Origin of the sequence: Paraburkholderia sp. BL17N1 (assembly GCF_003634175.1) — a bacterium.
Lineage (GTDB): Bacteria > Pseudomonadota > Gammaproteobacteria > Burkholderiales > Burkholderiaceae > Paraburkholderia.
Map to the genome: position 1 here is coordinate 1,413,097 of NZ_RBIW01000002.1, position 16,518 is coordinate 1,429,614.

General features: G+C 60.4%; 16 protein-coding genes. 7 read left to right on the top strand and 9 right to left on the bottom strand.

All coding sequences use genetic code 11. From position 1 onward, the window contains the following. Positions 1–46 precede the first annotated feature (46 nt). A complete protein-coding gene (locus B0G82_RS26320; protein WP_106281512.1) occupies positions 47–1,396 on the bottom strand; it encodes a replication initiation protein in 1,350 nt (449 codons plus the stop codon). Positions 1,397–3,488: 2,092 nt separating this feature from the next. Between B0G82_RS26320 and B0G82_RS26325 the strand changes: the two genes are divergently transcribed. Next, complete coding sequence (locus tag B0G82_RS26325; protein ID WP_121310860.1) at positions 3,489–4,715, top strand: DNA-binding protein; 1,227 nt, start codon at positions 3,489–3,491, stop codon at positions 4,713–4,715. 51 nt (positions 4,716–4,766) lie between these two features. Here the strand turns inward: B0G82_RS26325 and B0G82_RS26330 are convergent, their stop codons facing one another. The 3 genes from B0G82_RS26330 to B0G82_RS26340 form a co-directional block, all read right to left on the bottom strand. Further along, positions 4,767–5,849 carry a tyrosine-type recombinase/integrase gene (locus B0G82_RS26330; RefSeq protein ID WP_121309553.1) on the bottom strand — a complete coding sequence of 361 codons (1,083 nt, stop codon included), beginning with the start codon at positions 5,847–5,849 and terminating at the stop codon, positions 4,767–4,769. A 62-nt stretch (positions 5,850–5,911) separates the two neighbouring features. Next, positions 5,912–6,310 (bottom strand): DUF2471 family protein, encoded by a 399-nt coding sequence (locus tag B0G82_RS26335; RefSeq protein WP_116146624.1) that lies wholly within the window; start codon positions 6,308–6,310, stop codon positions 5,912–5,914. Between the two features lie 105 nt (positions 6,311–6,415). Next, a complete protein-coding gene (locus B0G82_RS26340; protein WP_241975009.1) occupies positions 6,416–6,985 on the bottom strand; it encodes an XRE family transcriptional regulator in 570 nt (189 codons plus the stop codon). A 218-nt stretch (positions 6,986–7,203) separates the two neighbouring features. Between B0G82_RS26340 and B0G82_RS26345 the strand changes: the two genes are divergently transcribed. Next, entirely contained in the window at positions 7,204–8,403 is a 1,200-nt protein-coding gene (locus B0G82_RS26345; RefSeq protein ID WP_121309554.1) for a glycine C-acetyltransferase, read from the top strand. A gap of 13 nt (positions 8,404–8,416) precedes the next feature. Next, positions 8,417–9,448 carry an L-threonine 3-dehydrogenase gene (gene tdh / locus B0G82_RS26350; RefSeq protein ID WP_012428787.1) on the top strand — a complete coding sequence of 344 codons (1,032 nt, stop codon included), beginning with the start codon at positions 8,417–8,419 and terminating at the stop codon, positions 9,446–9,448. A 98-nt stretch (positions 9,449–9,546) separates the two neighbouring features. Here tdh and B0G82_RS26355 read toward each other — a convergent pair whose 3' ends face one another. Next, the gene (locus B0G82_RS26355) at positions 9,547–10,197 is read right to left on the bottom strand and encodes a YceI family protein (RefSeq protein WP_116146630.1); all 651 of its coding nucleotides are present in this window, start codon (positions 10,195–10,197) and stop codon (positions 9,547–9,549) included. 108 nt (positions 10,198–10,305) lie between these two features. On the opposite strand from B0G82_RS26355, the gene B0G82_RS26360 reads away from it, so the two are divergent. The 3 genes from B0G82_RS26360 (at position 10,306) to B0G82_RS26370 (ending at position 12,196) form a co-directional block, all read left to right on the top strand. Further along, positions 10,306–10,971 (top strand): TetR/AcrR family transcriptional regulator, encoded by a 666-nt coding sequence (locus B0G82_RS26360; RefSeq protein WP_121309555.1) that lies wholly within the window; start codon positions 10,306–10,308, stop codon positions 10,969–10,971. A gap of 13 nt (positions 10,972–10,984) precedes the next feature. Next, positions 10,985–11,464, top strand: a complete 480-nt coding sequence (locus B0G82_RS26365) for a nuclear transport factor 2 family protein (protein WP_121309556.1) — start codon at positions 10,985–10,987, stop codon at positions 11,462–11,464. Between the two features lie 213 nt (positions 11,465–11,677). Then, complete coding sequence (locus B0G82_RS26370) at positions 11,678–12,196, top strand: hypothetical protein (RefSeq protein WP_121309557.1); 519 nt, start codon at positions 11,678–11,680, stop codon at positions 12,194–12,196. A gap of 64 nt (positions 12,197–12,260) precedes the next feature. Here the strand turns inward: B0G82_RS26370 and B0G82_RS26375 are convergent, their stop codons facing one another. Further along, positions 12,261–12,617, bottom strand: a complete 357-nt coding sequence (locus tag B0G82_RS26375; RefSeq protein ID WP_121309558.1) for a superinfection immunity protein — start codon at positions 12,615–12,617, stop codon at positions 12,261–12,263. A 44-nt stretch (positions 12,618–12,661) separates the two neighbouring features. Then, on the bottom strand, positions 12,662–12,937 hold the full coding sequence (locus B0G82_RS26380) for a hypothetical protein (RefSeq protein ID WP_106281530.1): 276 nt from the start codon (positions 12,935–12,937) through the stop codon (positions 12,662–12,664). Positions 12,938–13,246: 309 nt separating this feature from the next. Here B0G82_RS26380 and B0G82_RS26385 point away from each other — a divergent pair, with 309 nt between their 5' ends. Next, entirely contained in the window at positions 13,247–13,498 is a 252-nt protein-coding gene (locus tag B0G82_RS26385) for a hypothetical protein (protein WP_106281532.1), read from the top strand. Between the two features lie 945 nt (positions 13,499–14,443). Here the strand turns inward: B0G82_RS26385 and B0G82_RS26395 are convergent. Next, entirely contained in the window at positions 14,444–15,691 is a 1,248-nt protein-coding gene (locus tag B0G82_RS26395) for an ATP-binding protein (RefSeq protein WP_116146643.1), read from the bottom strand. Then, on the bottom strand, positions 15,675–16,415 hold the full coding sequence (locus B0G82_RS26400) for a response regulator (protein WP_121309559.1): 741 nt from the start codon (positions 16,413–16,415) through the stop codon (positions 15,675–15,677). Before B0G82_RS26400 ends, B0G82_RS26395 begins: the two co-directional genes overlap by 17 nt. Positions 16,416–16,518: the final 103 nt, after the last annotated feature.

Here is a 16,518-nt window from a genome sequence, read left to right on the forward strand (position 1 = left end):
GGTAGAACGATGGGGCCGGCAGCCGATAGCCGCGCCCCACCAGTAATTACGCCGCGCGCGATTGGCTCAGCGTGAAGGCAAGCAGATCACCGTCGGTGGGCTCGCCCCAGGTCTTGCGAGCCAGCCAATCGAAGAATGCCGTTTCGACGATCTTCGAATCCAGCCCACGACGACGCCAGTCATCGCGCATGTGCGTGCCGAGTCCCGGCAATTCATCTTCTTCAAACGACTGCCGCGCGATATCCCGCTCGGACTCGCCTTGTTCGTCGTACAACTCGCGCGCTTCCTTGCGGCGATACGCCGAATACTCTCCTAGCAGGCGCGCTTTGAGGTCGTCGGCCGGCGCGGCAACCGCAGCCTTGCCGCCAGTACCTGACGGCAGCGCTTCGACCGGCGGCGCGTAACCTTTCTTCAACGCGTCCTTGAACAGCGCCGGCGCGCTGCGCACCGGCGGCAGCGACGTGCTGCGCATGCGTTGCTCGGTCATCTGGAGTGCGGCGCGAATGCGATTTTCTTCGCTGTCCGCGTAGAGCGTTTGCGCTTCCTTCAGCGGGATGCCGATCTTCACCATCCGGTCGACCAGCGTGCTGTCGAACACGTTCGGATGTTCGTCGAGCGCGAGCATCGGCTGCTTGCGTTCGGTCACGCGGAACTGGATCTCGGCGACCCGCCGCCCTTCGCGATGTTCGATCAGTTCGACAAAGATGTTGGTGACCGCGTTGACCTCGGCGATGGCCGGGCGCAAGTAATCACGCTTGAAGTACTTGTATTCGCGCTTCGCTTCATCGCCCGCTTCCGTGTCCGGCGTGCCGGAGAGGATAGGGCGCCACCATTCCCACGTCTCGCGCATTGTCAAATGGCTCGGATTCGTCAGATAGCGCACGCAAATCTCGTACAGCGCGAGGCCCGCGCTGCTGCGCAGCTGGCTTTGGAACTGGAGACTCAGGCGGGCGTACTGAACCGGATCGAGCAGCTTTTTCTTGATCTTCGGCGCAAACGAGAACTCCACCCAGACACGGCGGGTGGTCGGGTCTTCGAGAATTTCCGCGTCGGCAATCAGCGTGGAAATACCCCATTTCCGGCCCGGCTTCTGACTGGACGTGCCCGTGCTCCATTCAACCTGCACCGACACCATGCGCCGCAAGTGCTCCTTGACGAGTGCGGTGTCGTTGGAATCAAACGCGGAGTTCGCGACGATGTCGGACAGCAAGGCCCGATACGTGTCGCCGGATTCGTCCGCTTGTTGAGCCACGGCGAGAAGCACGTTGAACAGCTTACGGGTAAGGAGCGTGATTTTCCCGCTCTTGGGCTGAATCGCGATCGCCTCGACGGCTTTGCGCAATTCGGCCGAGCTCGGGCTGACTACGTCGGTCTTCTTCGCGCGCTTCGTGGCCATGCGTCGGGTCGAGGAGGGATTTGGCGAGAGCATACCGGCTGCGGTGATACGCGTCTATAGCGTGGATCTCACCGTTGCGGGTGAAGCGAGTTTACGAGACGCGACTCACCTCGAGCAACTCCCGAAAACCCTCACCTCAGCCATTTGGCGCCAGGTTCGGGCCGTCCTTGCAGGTCGCGGGCCTGGCAATTTCAGACCATTTCTGCTGCAAGTGCGAACGAGGGCCATTCAGTCCCGAATCTTCTCACCTCAAAAAAACCTGGTGAATTTTGACGGGTGTGCCGCTACGGACTAAGTCCTCGTATGGCCGATCAAACCGAGGGACAAGTTTTGAGCATCGTTTGACTGGAGGACGGCGGCCGACCAGCGCGATTGCGAGACGCCAACGCGCGAACGCGCGAACGGCCGAATCGATGCAGCGTTGACGAGGAACGCCTCGCCGATACGTGCGCCTCCACGCCAAGGGCTGAACACAGCTACAAGCCTTGCCCGCGTTGGTGGGACCGCACCTACACTACGGCTCAGACGTAAGGGCATCCGCACCCCACGAGCGATCTCACTGCAGGCGTCGCAAGCCTTCCAACCACGTGCCCAGCCTGTTTCGACTCCGCCTGAGGTTTGTGCTTCGATGCAACTACCACTTGCGCAACGGCCTCAGACGAACTTCAAGTACGGCGTCTTGAGCCAATGGGTCGGTTTAACCCGCTCATACCCCCCGAAAAATCTCACCTCAAGACTGGCGGAGCGCTCGGAACGACGCGGCCTTCAGACGACTTGTGCTCCGAAAGCACCAAAAAACCGTCCCGAAAAACCTCACCATAGCGGCATCAGAGGGTCTCGCATCACCTCAGTTACGTGCCCCCGAAAAACCTCACCTTTGTAACTCACGACAATAATATTCCATATTTTCAATGACTTAGGAATTGCACCTCGGCACCATCGACCGCGACCGCTCCCGAAAAACCTCACCTCAAGACCCATCTCAGAGGAATCAGCCATTTCCGCTCGCGACCGCCGCAGTCCTGAAAAATCTCACCGTTCGATTTCCGCGACCGTTAAATGCAAGTGACTCTGACAGCGTCAGCAGGGCCTTTCCGGCCGATAAAAGCCATTTTGGTCCCGTATTTCCTCACCTGAACGATCGTCAAGCTCCCAAACACCTCCTGAAAAATCTCACCTTTGACCCAGATCAGGTGCATTTCACGGACGGCAGACCGCGCAAAACCCGCCTCCCGAATTTCCTCACCTTTGGACCACGGCCATCGAGCCACTCATCGGCGCTGACCCCGACGTTCATGACAAAAACCCGGCCCGCTCCCGAAAACTCTCACCTTGGGCATCGAAATGCACAGAAATAAGGCAAAAACGCCGCCTTACCCCGTAAAGCCTCACCTTCGGTTCGCGTTTTCTCCCGACTTGGCTCACCAATAGGGTTAACCAGCTCAAAATACAGCCCAAAACAGGGAGGCAACCACATCCCGAAAGCGCTCACCCTCGCCCAGGCTACGCCTCAAACTGACCGTCGAGCGCTGTCCGGCGATCCACGGCATTCAGCTCCTGCAAAAACTCACCTTTGGTTGAGCCGCACTTTTGGGGTGGTTCCTGAACCCGCTCACGTTCTGTCCCGGACCCGCTCACCAAGGCCCCCGAACCTCATCACTCGACATTCCCGCAAGACCTCACCACCTCTCCCGCAAAGCTTCACCTTACCGGGCTGAAGTCCTTGCCAGGTAAGGCTTTGCCGTGGCGTTAACGTTTTTAACATGGGTTCAAAGGTGTTTACTTTTATTACTCTCTAGAATCTCCCCCGCGTGTCCTTCGGACAAAGCCTTCAACCCACGCAGCCGAGACGACGCGTCCGTGAAACAGTGCGCGATCGTCGTAAAGGCTTTAAAAGCCTTTTCTTTACAACAAGTTATTGGCTATTCTTCGTTTTGTTTCACGGAAAAAACCCGCTAGCACAAATCCGCCGCCTCACGTTTGGTAGCAAGACAGCCCTTTTCTCCATTCCGTACCCTCAACCAACAAATACGTAGCAAACATTACGTAACTTGTTATGATTCATCCAATTCCGAGCGACATCGAGGCATACATGAATCTGGATCAGGAACGGCAATCCATTCGGGACGAGCTGGAAGTGCTGCGAGCCAACGGAGCGCGGCGGCAAGAACTTTCGCTGCACGCATGCAAACGGTTGTTTTTTGATCTGGGCATTCGCCCGTCCATGGCCACGGTTCGTGATCTGACCCAGACCGGTAGCGCGAGCGACATTCCAAAGGACATCGACCACTTCTGGGAGCGCATCCGGAATGTGTCGCGTGTGAAAGTCGGCGCAGGTGCTATCCCGAAAGCACTTGAGGATCGTGCCGGCGAATTGCTAGGTGCACTTTTTGAAGAAGCCGTCTCACATGCGCGCACTACGTTCGACGACGAGCGCGAGGAAATTCGTGCGCAAGTCGCCGCCGCTGACCAGCGCGCTCGAGACGCGGAAATTCGCCAGCAAGCATCGGAAGACGCGATCAAGCGCAGCGAGTTGCGAGCCGAGGCTGCTTGGGAACGTGTTCGCGCGCTCGAGACCGAGTTGTCGAACGCCGCCACGCACGGAAATGCTCATCAGGAAGGTTTACAGGCAACGGTGCGCCGGCTCGATCACGAAAACGAAGCGCTTCGTCAACGGCTCGACAACGAATTCGCGAACAACGCGACGCTGAGAGACCGGATCGACGCATTGCACGTCGAATTGCGCCAAAGCACCGAACATTATGCGCAGCAGATCAAGGACGCTGTCGCCGAAGCCGAGCGACGCGTCAAGCCGATGCTGGTCGAGCTCGATTCGTTGCGCAGCATGGCGGCCACTTACCAGTCGGGGGTGCGCGACGCGAGTCGCAAGGAATTTGAGTTTATTCAGCAGATCGCCGCGGCCAAGGCGCGCGGCGACCGACTCGACGCCCAACTGCGCGAGCAATCGGATGAAGTAGATAGGCTCACGAAAGAAGTCGCTGTTTTGCGCGGTCAACAGGGGATCGATCCGGCGATTGCGAATCTGCTCTGCTCGCTAGTCGAAGCCGGACGCTTGACGGGCGACGAATTGAGGGCGATCGGCACGGCCGCGGATGGTCACGTCGCCCTTCCGCTGCGGTGCCCAAAATGTGAGGAAGGTGAGCCGGAACTGTCGCAAGTGAATCACCGCTTCGAACTGCAATGTCCCGAGTGCGATCACTCGTCGGGTCTTGGCGAATCGAGGCTGGAGGCGGTTAGCCGGTTTCTGTCCGGCGACCCCGATTGCGGCGTCGGCGTGACGTTTGACGCGGTGCAATAGCGGATAAATCGGCAAAGGTGAGGAAATTCGGGACCCGAAAGGTGAGGAATTTCAGGGCTCGCCGGCTCCCCCATTCCTCGTCAAACGCCCGTCGCGTCTAGGTGCGGGTAAGGGCGTGACCGCTGGATCCGGAACGTCGGCGGCGGGAGAATCCTGCTGATCCATCCAGTTTTGCCATGCTCGGTACAGACGGTTAGCCGACACCGCCTGAACAAATCCCAGCCATTGTCCGACCAGTTCCGCCCCGACGCCACTTTCGAACAGATCCGCCGCGAACGTATTCCGCAATGTTTGCGGACTGGCTCGCGACGCCCGCGACTCGGCGATCCCGGCTCCGTCGACCAAGGCGTCGACCGCGCGCAGCATGGTGGCTTTATGCATGGGCCTTCCGGAAGGCGATGCGGGAAACACCAGATTGCCGGCCAGTTCCGAGAGCCGCCGTTCCGCCAGCCACGCGTCGAGAATCGCCGCGGCGAACGGCGCGAGCCGGGTACGCCGTGTGAGCATCGGGTTGGCTGACTCGATCGTCACCCAGGGCGTTCCGGCATTCACGCAACTAACCGTAAGCGCTGCGGCCTCGCCCGTCTTCAACCCGCCACCTAAAAACACAGCGATCAAAGCGCGGTCGCGCCGCTCCCTCCAACGTTGCGCCGCGGACAAATCCGGTAACGGCGAAAACAGATGCGCAATCAGCGTCGTTCTTTCCGCGTGACTGAGAAAGCCGGTCGGCTCGTTATCGCGCGCGTTCCGCCACGCTGCTTCGCCATCCTGAGCAATGAAGCGCGCCGGATTGGTCGAAGCGGATTCGATTTCGCGCACATGATCGAGCACCCGTTCGATCAGCCGCAAATACCGTACACGTTGAGTCTTTTTAACGTCGAGACCAGCGACGAACTCGGCAATCGCATGAGCATCGACAGTGACGAGACTTTTCTGGCGCACGCTCAGCCATTCGAGAAAAAGCCCCCATTGCGCTTGGTAGACCTCAGCGGAGGAACGGCGGAAATGCTGCTTGGCAAGCCATGCGTCGAAAGCGATTTGCGGATCGCGACGCCAGTCTTCACGTTGCTGATCGAAGAGATCGGTGGACGGCGCAGGACGTGGGACCGAGTCGGTCAGGTGGGGAGGTGACATGAGCTTTCTTTCTGTTAGTTGCACGCATTGTAGGTGGCAACCGATGGAAATGCAGCTGTCGGTCAGTCGCCCCAGGCGCGTGCACGTTTGAGAGGCGCGTTCTCCGACGACGGTTGCGCAGCGCGACGTGCCGCCTCCTCATAAGCACTGACCGCGAAGGCGAACACCGCAGGCAGTGCCGTGGACGTTCCGAAATCCACCGCCTCGTCCGTTTCCGGATACGGCAGATCGGACGGACGCTGAAAAAGGCCAAGCATCACTGCGTCGTGCCGGCTGGCGAAGCCGAGGTCAGCCAGCGCTTCGGCCTCGATGGCATGCAGCAGACGCCAGCTGAGCGGCACCTCCTGAACGATGTAGCGCGTAGCAATATTGCGCACGATTCGTTCGAGATCGCGGGCCGCGGTTTGATAGCGCAGCGCGGCCAGAGCATGGTCGGTCGAGTCGGTTGTCAGGTTGTTCATGATCGGCTCCAGTCGATACCCTGTACTGTACAAATATACAGTGTCGGATGCAACCTCAGCCGAAGTGTCGATTCCGCCAACTGCTAGCCACAGTGCGCCGAAAAATCAGCCGTGGATCACCACCAGCAGCGCCTTCGCCTCGCCCTTACCGGCGTTGCGGATCGCGTGCGGCTCATCGGCGACATACCGCGCGGTGTCCGCTGACTTCAGCCGCTTCGTTGCGCCTGCCGCCTCGATTTCGATCGATCCTTGCAGCACGGTCAGATGCTCGCGCGTGCCGGGTTCGTGCGCGTTCGACACCAGCGCCCCGCCCGGCTGCAGCGTCAACTCGTACCATTCGAACTTGCCGGCCAGCTCGATCGGCCCCCACACGCGTAACTGATACCTGGCGTCGTGCCCACTCAACGTGGGAATCTCGTGCGGGCCGGAGACGGCGATCGCTTCCGGCGTCTTTTGCGGCGCAAACAGCGAATCCAGGCTGACGCCGAGCGCATTGGTCAGACGCCACGCTACCGCAATGGTCGGATTGGCCTTGTCGCGCTCGATTTCCGAGAGCATCGATTTCGACACGCCGGCCGCGCGCGACAGATCGTCGAGCGTCATGCGCCGTTCGGCGCGCAAACGCTGAATCTGTTCGCCGACGCGCGGCGGCGCCGCGACTGCCGGCACCGACATTACGCCTGAAGTGGGCGCCGCGTTGACTGCGGCGCGGCGGATACCCGAACTTGCCATTTCCTGACCCATCGTTTAGAGTTGTTCGACATACCGGATTTTAGTTCGGAAAAACGAAAATATCCGATAAAACTGACAGCCGACTATAACAGGCCGCCTCGTGGTCGCACATGCCGAACACGCTGACACAGGCGCCATCACCCATTTCAGGAGTCTGGTTCATGCGTGACCTTTACCTCGCCCATCTGCGCGGCACCCTCGAGCAGATTCGCGCTGACGGCTTTTACAAGAACGAGCGCGTGATCGCCAGCCCGCAATCGGCTGACATTCGTCTGGCTAACGGCACCGACGTGCTGAACTTCTGTGCGAACAATTACCTCGGCCTCGCCGGCGACGCGCGGCTGATCGATGCCGCCAAGCAAGGCCTCGACAACGACGGCTTCGGCATGGCGTCCGTGCGTTTCATCTGCGGCACGCAAACCGTGCATAAGGATCTGGAGCACGCGCTCGCCGCGTTTCTGCAAACCGACGATTGCATCCTCTACTCCAGTTGCTTCGATGCAAACGGCGGTCTGTTCGAAACCTTGCTCGACGAAAACGACGCCATCATCAGCGACGAGCTGAACCACGCGAGCATCATCGACGGCGTGCGGCTCTCGAAGGCGAAGCGCTTTCGCTACAAGAACAACGATCTCGCCGATCTCGAAGCGAAACTGATCGAAGCGAAGGCCGCGGGCGCACGCTTCACACTGATCGCGACCGACGGCGTGTTCTCCATGGACGGCATCATCGCCAATCTCGCCGGCATCTGCGATCTAGCCGACCGTTACGGCGCGCTCGTCATGGTCGACGATTCGCACGCGGTGGGTTTTGTCGGCGAACATGGGCGCGGCACGCCGGAACATTGCGGCGTGCTGTCGCGCGTCGACATCATTACCGGCACGCTGGGTAAAGCGCTCGGCGGCGCATCAGGCGGCTACGTGGCCGCGCGCAAGGAGATCGTGGAGTTGCTGCGGCAGCGCTCGCGTCCCTATCTGTTCTCGAACACGCTGACACCGAGCATCGCCGCCGCTTCGCTGACAGTGCTTGAACTGCTGGCGAGCGAAGAAGGCGCGCAACTGCGCGCACGTGTGCGCGAAAACGGCGCGCACTTCCGCAGCAAAATGAGCGCGCTAGGCTTTACGCTCGTGCCCGGCGAACATCCGATAATTCCGGTCATGCTCGGCGACGCGCAACTTGCTTCAAAAATGGCCGACGCACTGCTGAAAGAAGGCGTGTACGTGATCGGCTTCTCGTTCCCGGTCGTGCCGAAGGGCCGCGCGCGCATTCGCACGCAGATGAGCGCCGCCCATACGCCCGAACAGATCGACCGCGCGGTGGATGCATTCGCGCGCGTCGGCCGCGAACTCGGCGTCATTTAAAACGGAGGCGCACATGAAAGCATTGGCAAAACTCGAACGCGCTCCCGGCCTCACGCTCACGGACGTCAAGAAACCCGAAGTCGGTCACAACGACGTGATGATCCGCATCACGCGCACGGCGATTTGCGGCACCGATATTCACATCTGGAAGTGGGACGACTGGGCGCAAAAAACGATTCCCGTGCCGATGCATGTCGGTCACGAATACGTAGGTGAAATCGTCGAAATGGGCCAGGAAGTGCGTGGCTTTGCGATTGGCGATCGCGTGTCGGGCGAAGGACATATCACCTGCGGTTTCTGCCGCAATTGTCGCGCGGGGCGCCGGCATTTGTGCCGCAATACGGTGGGCGTCGGCGTAAATCGCGAAGGTGCGTTTGCCGAGTATCTGGTGATTCCGGCCTTCAACGCCTTCAAGATTCCGCCGGAGATTTCCGACGACCTCGCCGCGATTTTCGATCCGTTCGGCAACGCCACGCACACTGCGCTGTCGTTCAATCTGGTCGGCGAAGACGTGCTGATTACCGGCGCCGGACCCATCGGCATCATGGCGGTGGCGATCGCGAAACACGTGGGCGCGCGCAACGTCGTGATCACCGACGTCAACGACTATCGCCTCGAACTCGCGCGCAAGATGGGCGCGACGCGCGCGGTCAATGTCTCGCGCGAATCGTTGCGCGACGTGATGGCGGATCTGCACATGACCGAAGGTTTCGACGTCGGGCTGGAAATGTCAGGTGTGCCGAGCGCGTTCACCAGCATGCTCGAAGCAATGAACCACGGCGGCAAGATTGCGCTGCTCGGTATTCCGCCCGCGCAGACTGCGATCGACTGGACGCAGGTGATTTTTAAAGGCCTCGAAATCAAGGGCATTTATGGGCGCGAGATGTTCGAGACCTGGTACAAGATGGTTGCGATGCTGCAAAGCGGCCTGGATCTCTCGCCGATCCTCACGCACCATTTCAAGGTCGACGATTATCAGGAAGCGTTCGCCACGATGCTCTCCGGCGAGAGCGGCAAGGTCATTCTCGACTGGACGGCCGCGTGAGTTAGCACGTACCGAACGTGCTGAACGTGGCTGAAGCGCGCTATCGTAGCGGCGCACGCACAGCACAAAACGCCTGGTTCAAAACGCCCGCACCGCGCTCACCCGCCTGCGGGCGTTTTGACGAACTCGGCCTGAATACGCACATGAATATCATCGCCGACGGCCGGATACCACGTTGCCAAACCGAACTTCGCACGGCTGAAATGACCCTCGGCGGAAAAGCCGAGCGTGTCTTTTTTCGTGAGCGGATCGGGGGCAAAACCGTTGAAGGTGACGTCGAGCGTGACCGGTTGCGTGACGCCGCGAATCGTCAGATCGCCAGTCAACGTGCCGCGCGATTCGCCCGTGCGCTCAAAACGCGTGCTGACGAAGCGAATCTCCGGATAGCGCTCCACGTCGAGCATGTTTGCGCTCTTCACCATCTTGTCCAGCAACGGCACATTCGTATCGATGCTCGCCGCGTCGATTGTCACCGATGCCGTGCTCTTGTCGAGACCGCCTTCGTTCCAGTCGAGTTCTCCCTTCTTGCGATCGAAGCGCGCCGTGAAGCGTGAATACTTGAAGTGATCGATGTCGAAGGTAATGCTGCAGTGATCCGGATCGATTTCGTAGCGGCCGGGCGGCACGCGCGTCTCGTTCTGGCTGACCGTATGCGTAAGCACTTGCACAGGCGTGCAGGCCATCGCCGTCAGTAGCGTTGCGCTGAGCAAGGCGCGCGCGATCGTGGCGCGGAGAGTCAGTGTGCTCATGAAGTTCGTTCCCGTTGACCGATCGTGCACAAGATAGCAGGTCGCACCTTCCCGCTGCAAAAACGCAAAAGACTTGACGAGGGAGAATGATCGTTCTACTCTTCGTTCATGGCTACCGAAACTCACACTGAATCGATCACACCCGGCAGCGCGCGCGAGCGGCTGCTGGACGCGGCTGAGGCGCTGATCTACGCCGGCGGCATTCACGCAACGGGCGTGGACGCGATCGTCAAGCAGTCCGGCACAGCGCGCAAAAGCTTTTACACGCATTTCGAATCGAAAGACGCGCTCGTTGCGGCCGCGCTCGACAGGCGCGATGAGCGCTGGATGAACTGGTTTATCGCCGGCACGCAACGGCATGGCAAGACGGCGCGAAAACGCCTGCTCGGCATGTTCGAAGTGCTGCGCGAATGGTTTGCATCGGAGGATTTTCACGGTTGCGCGTTTCTGAATGCATCCGGTGAAATTGCCTCCGCGGACGACCCGATCCGGATCGTCGCGCGCCATCACAAGGAACGCCTGCTGGCGTTCGTGCGAACCGAATGCGATGCATTCGCGGCGGAGTCGGAACTCGACACCCGCCGCGCGGCGCGCCTGTCGCGTCAATGGCTGATCCTGCTCGATGGCGCCATTGCCGTGGCGCTGGTGAGCGGCGAGCCCGACGCCGCACTAGACGCGCAAGCTGTAGCCCAAGTCCTGCTCGACGCGCAGTGTGCGTGCGAGCCAGGCATACCGCCAAGCAAACGACCGCCATCCCGGCGAACCGCAACCTGACTGAGGAATTATCATGGCCGACACAATCGAAACCCGCCCGCCGCTGCCGCCCTTCACACGCGAAACCGCGATCCAGAAAGTGCGTGCCGCCGAAGACGGCTGGAATACCCGCGACCCCGAGCGCGTGTCGCTCGCCTACACCGTGGATAGCGTCTGGCGCAATCGCGCCGAATTCACGAATGGTCGCGCGGAGATTGTCGGCTTGCTGAGCCGTAAATGGGCGAGAGAACTCGATTACCGTTTGATCAAGGAACTGTGGGCGTTCACCGATAACCGCATCGCCGTGCGTTTTGCCTATGAATGGCACGATGATTCGAAGAACTGGTTCCGCTCGTACGGCAACGAGAACTGGGAATTCGACGAGCACGGACTGATGGCGCGCCGTCACGCGAGCATCAACGATATGCCGATTCGCGAAGCCGACCGTCTTTATCACTGGCCGCTCGGCCGCCGCCCTGACGACCATCCGAGCCTGTCCGATCTCGGTCTTTGACCTGCCGCGGGTGAACGCGTGAGGCGCGTTCACCGCTCTGCGATCGGTTCTCCGTTACTGTTGTGTCTGCGCTACCGGGCACGTCTTGTGCCCGCGCGCCCGAGCGTGTCCTCAACATCGCGTGTGCGGCTTGAGGTACAGTGCGCGACGGACGGCAAGCAGGCATACCCAGAACATAGATGACGCCGGCGCTCGACCGGTGGCGGAGAGGACATGCATTTTCGGCAGATCAACAAGAACATTCGACGTACCGCAGTAGCGCTCATTGCCAGCTTCGCAACTGCCACCGCCGCGCATGCCGGCGACTGGTGCGAGGGCGGCATATGGGTCGACGCCATGCTCGGTTCGTATCACATCAACCCCGACCCGAACACGCACTTCGAGCAGTTCAACCCGGGCCTCGGCGTCGAATGCTGGCTCAATAACCAATGGGCGTTGACTGCCGGCGGCTTTCGCAACTCGTTGCGTCGGCCTTCGTATTACGGTGGCGGGGTATGGGCGCCGGAATTCGCGCACTGGGGCATTGTGCGGATCGCGGCCATCGGCGGGATTATCTCGGGCTATAACTATGGCAACTGGGGCCTGGGCCGCGACCATACGATCGGGCCGGTGGTCGCGCCTATCGTTATGGTCGAATACAAGCGCGTGGGCGCGAACTTCATTGTGATTCCGCCGATTCCGTCAGATGACCTTCCGTTCACGATCGGCTTTCAGTTGAAGGTGAAGTTCTAACCGAACTATCGATACCGCGATAGCTTGCGGTCATCTGAAGACGCCACGCGACCAGCAGCCCGAGCTAAATTTTCCGCCGACTACTGCGCGCCGCAATGCGCGCAACCATCGGCACTACACGCGGATTGAACGCAGGGATCGAACTACCACGGCATTCAGCGCGAGCGACGATTGTATCGATGGTGATTCGCGCGACCGCGCGTTGCGCCCGCATCGCGAAGTGCTTCAGACGGCGATCGCTCACTGGATGCCTCGCCCAGATCAGCGCCGCGAACCAACCGATCACCGTCCATCCGAGCAGGATGTTCACCATGGTCACCGCAAAGGCGTCTTTCCGTTCTCTGGCGTCCGCAATCATTGCGGGTACCAGATACAACATCAGCGCACCCAGAACCGCTGCACCTTCGATAATCTTCAACATTTCGACACCTCGCCACAGCCCTGGTACGCACACGACTTTTCAGATTAGTGACCTGCGTACACACGACCAAACGACTGGTCCGGTTGACGGCTGCCGGATTCCGAGGACGACGTTACGACGCCACCGTACGAACTATTGACCGAACCGACTGCGTCGTTGCGTTCTGCTGCGACGGTTTGCGCGCTTTGGCCGCGCTGCGAAGCGGGGGCGCCGACCGACGGACGATACGAAGGTGCTGGACCGTAGCCGCTAGCAAATGCAGGAGCAGCGAAAGCGGTGGTGGCTGCGACGAGCAAGGCTGCGAGAAGTTTGCTTTTCATGATGAACCTCCAATGCGATTTTTTAGGAGCACCGCGAACCGGATGAGACGCGCGCTGCTGACAAGATGCAGTTTAGTCGGCGCCTATCTTTTTTCTATGCCGATAGGTTGAAATCACAGTTGCTACAAACCGAACAATGGGACGCAGCGCTGCCCACGGCGGGATTCCGGGCATCCCGGCACTTAAAAAGCCGATTAATAATGGTCGGCGGGTAACCGAAAACAGGGAGTCGCCTGCGGTGATAGCATCCCGACGGTTAAGTCGTGACAACGACAAAGTGTGAATCCGGCCTGCGAGTGGAGATTCGAAATGTCATCACGTATCGACAAGTCTTCGCTGGTGTTCGACAGCATCGAAAACGATGAGCACAACCGGTGCGTGGATCTGTTCCTGCGTTCAGACAGCACCTACGGATTTGAAGAGTTTCGCCGCGATGTTGAAGACGGCGGAGCCTGGACGCCGGTCCAATACTATTCGGGTGCCGTGTTTGCTTCGAAGGAAGAAGCACTCGACGCCGCAATAAAAGCAGTCGTCTGGCTTGCCGATAGAGTCGCTCGTTGAGGTGAGCCGTTCCAGGAAGGTGAGGAATTCCAGGAGATAGCGCCGCACCGGTGAATGGTGAGGAATTCCAGGAGACGGCACCACCACGATCAAAGGTGAGGAATTCCAGGAGATCACTTCATCATGTTCAACGGTGAAGCTTTCCAGGAGGCAGACAGCTCAAATTTTCTGAGAGGTGAGCAGTCCCAGGAGCGGGAGCCGCACCTTAGTCAGAAACAAAAGACGTCTAGGTGAGCCGTTCCAGGAGACAACCCGGCAAAGGTGAGCGATTCCAGGAGGTGAGTCATCGCCGCGTCGAATTCGCACCGACGATAAGGTGAGGATTTCCAGGGAGTTCATTTCATAGCGCCGACGGTGAAGCATCAAGCGCCCAAGCACCTCACCTCGAAGCGCATCGACGCAGTGCCGATGCCGCCCATCTGCTTACATCCTCTTCCATATACAAACAAAGCGTGAACGCATCAGCTCGCCCGCGCGACGCTGCAAAAAGTCACGTCGCCTGCGCCATCGGGCCACACACGCGCTCACGAGTTTCGCAGCAAGCGCCTTTCACCACCGAGCTTGTAACGGCTTCGTAAAACATGATCTTTCGCCGGTTGATAAGTTGCGCATGACACGCGACGTCGCCACTCCAGATACGGACGACGACGTGACGTGACCATAGACTTATCGAAGGGAGAAAGCATGAAGAAGTTATTGGCAATTGCGACGCTAGCCGCCTTGAGCGCAACCTTGAGCGGATGCTGGTGGGGACCGCCTCCGGGTTGGGGCGGCGGCGGTCCGGGTCACGGTGGTCCCGGCGGCGGTGGCCCCGGTGGGGGCGATGGGCCTCACGGTGCGATCGTCGTTCCCGGCAACGTCGTTCAATCCTGACCGATACACGCCGTGCGTGAGTTCACGCGCGGCAACCGTGCGAACAGCTCATCTGCACAATGACGAGAGCAACTACGCCGGAAACGTCATCGACACCACGAACCCGCCGTCGGCCGCATTATCCGCATGAAAAGCGCCGCTGTTATAGCGCACCAGACGCCGAACGATCGCGAGGCCCAAGCCACAATGCGCATCGCCGCTGCGTGCTTCGTCGAGTCGCACGAAGGGTTGCAGCGCGCGGTCGAGCTGACCGCCGGGAATGCCGCCGCCGTGATCGCGCACCTCTAGCGTAAAGCGGCCGTTATGCCGTGACGTCGAGATTTCCACCGGCGGTTCACCATAGGTGAGTGCGTTCTCGATCAGGTTCGTCAGAATCCGGTCCAGGTCGACGAGCGGCAACTCGAAGCCGTCGCCGGCGTGCAGATTCAGACGCACGAGTGCATCGTCGGCGAGACTGTCGCCGTAATGCCGGCGGCAATGCGCGTCGACGTTAGTGCGCGGCGACGTATCCGCGGTCTCGCGCGCAAAATCCAGAAACTGCGTGACGATGCGCGACAACGACTCCGCGTCGCGCAAAAAGCCGCGACGGTTCGCTTCGTCGGGCAGAAGATCCGCGCGCACCTGCATGCGCGTGATCGGCGCGCGCAGATCGTGCGCCACGCCGGCCAGCATCACCGCGCGTTCCTGGTCGGCCTGCGCAAGCTCATGCACCATCTGATTGAAGTCGCCGATCAATTCCTTCAACTCGCGCGGACCGCTCGCCTCGACGACCGGCGCGCGATGGCCGATGCGGAATTCACGCGCCGCAAGCGCAAGCCGATGCAATGGCCGCTGCAAATGCCAGGCGCCAACCAACGCCATGATCACGGCAAGCACCAGCATGGTTGCCGATGCGCCGAGAAAGCGCCGTGGCGGCAGCATCGAATTCTGCAGTTTGAGCCAGTCCGAGTAGCCCGCGTAGTGCACCCACACCGTGCCGTCATCGGCGTTGGCCACTACCTGGCTGCCCGGCGGCAACTTCGCGCGCAGGTCCCGTTCGAATGGACCCGACGTGTTCTCGCATGGCGCGGGACAGCCCGCCGCGATTGCGTCGCCCGCCTTGACATACGACACGCCGAGTATCGCCGAAACGTGCGACGCGGCCAGTGCGCCGTCGTGTTCGGCCTGGACAGCCAGAAGCAGCGCCTGCCGCGCATGACTCGTATCGATCTGCCCGCGCTCACGGTCCACGAGCAGCAGGGCGGTGATGTGCACCAGCACGATCAGGCTCACCGTCATCAAGGAGAGCCGGCCAAACAGTGTGTTAAAGGGATTGGTCATCGTCACTGCCGCCAGGCACGAACATGTAGCCGGTGCCGCGTATGGTCTGAATCAGGCGCGGATTGGCCGGATCCTCTTCGAGCAGACGGCGCAGGCGCCACACCGGCACGTCGATACCGCGTTCGGTCACTTCCGAATACGGGCCGTGCAGCAGATCGACGAGCTTCGAGCGCGACAGTGTTTCCATGGGATGCAGGGCGAGCACTTCAAGCAACGCATATTCACTGCCGGTCAGCTTGAGCGGCTCGTCGTCGCGAAACAGCGTACGGCTCGCGAAATCGAGCCGGAAGCGGCCGAAGCGCAGCGCCTCGCGCTTCTCGACCGGCGTCGTCGCGGCAGGCGCCGGTTGCGCATGCCGGCGCAGCACGGCATGAATGCGTGCGAGCAATTCCTGCGGCATGAACGGTTTGCCGAGATAGTCGTCGGCGCCGAGTTCGAGACCGATCACGCGATCCACGTCGTCGGCTCGCGCGGTCAGCATGATCACGGGAATCGTGTCGCCGTTGGCGCGCAATTGCTTGAGAGCGCTGAGTCCGTCGATGCCCGGCATCATCAGATCGAGCACGATGATGGACGGCCGTTCGCGTTCGAGCCGGCGAGCCAGATGATTGGCGTCGTGCAGCACGGACATCTCGATGCCGCGTTGCTGGAAGAAGGTTCGGAGCAGGTCGCGGAGGTCGGCGTCGTCGTCGACCAGTAAAACCTGGATGGGCGTGTCTGACATGGCTGGGCCCTGATCGATGAGGACATTTGACTGACGGCGTTTGCGCGCGCCTGTCGCTCGTCGAAATATATCGAATCGCGCGGCGCCGGCGGTTTCGGGTTCT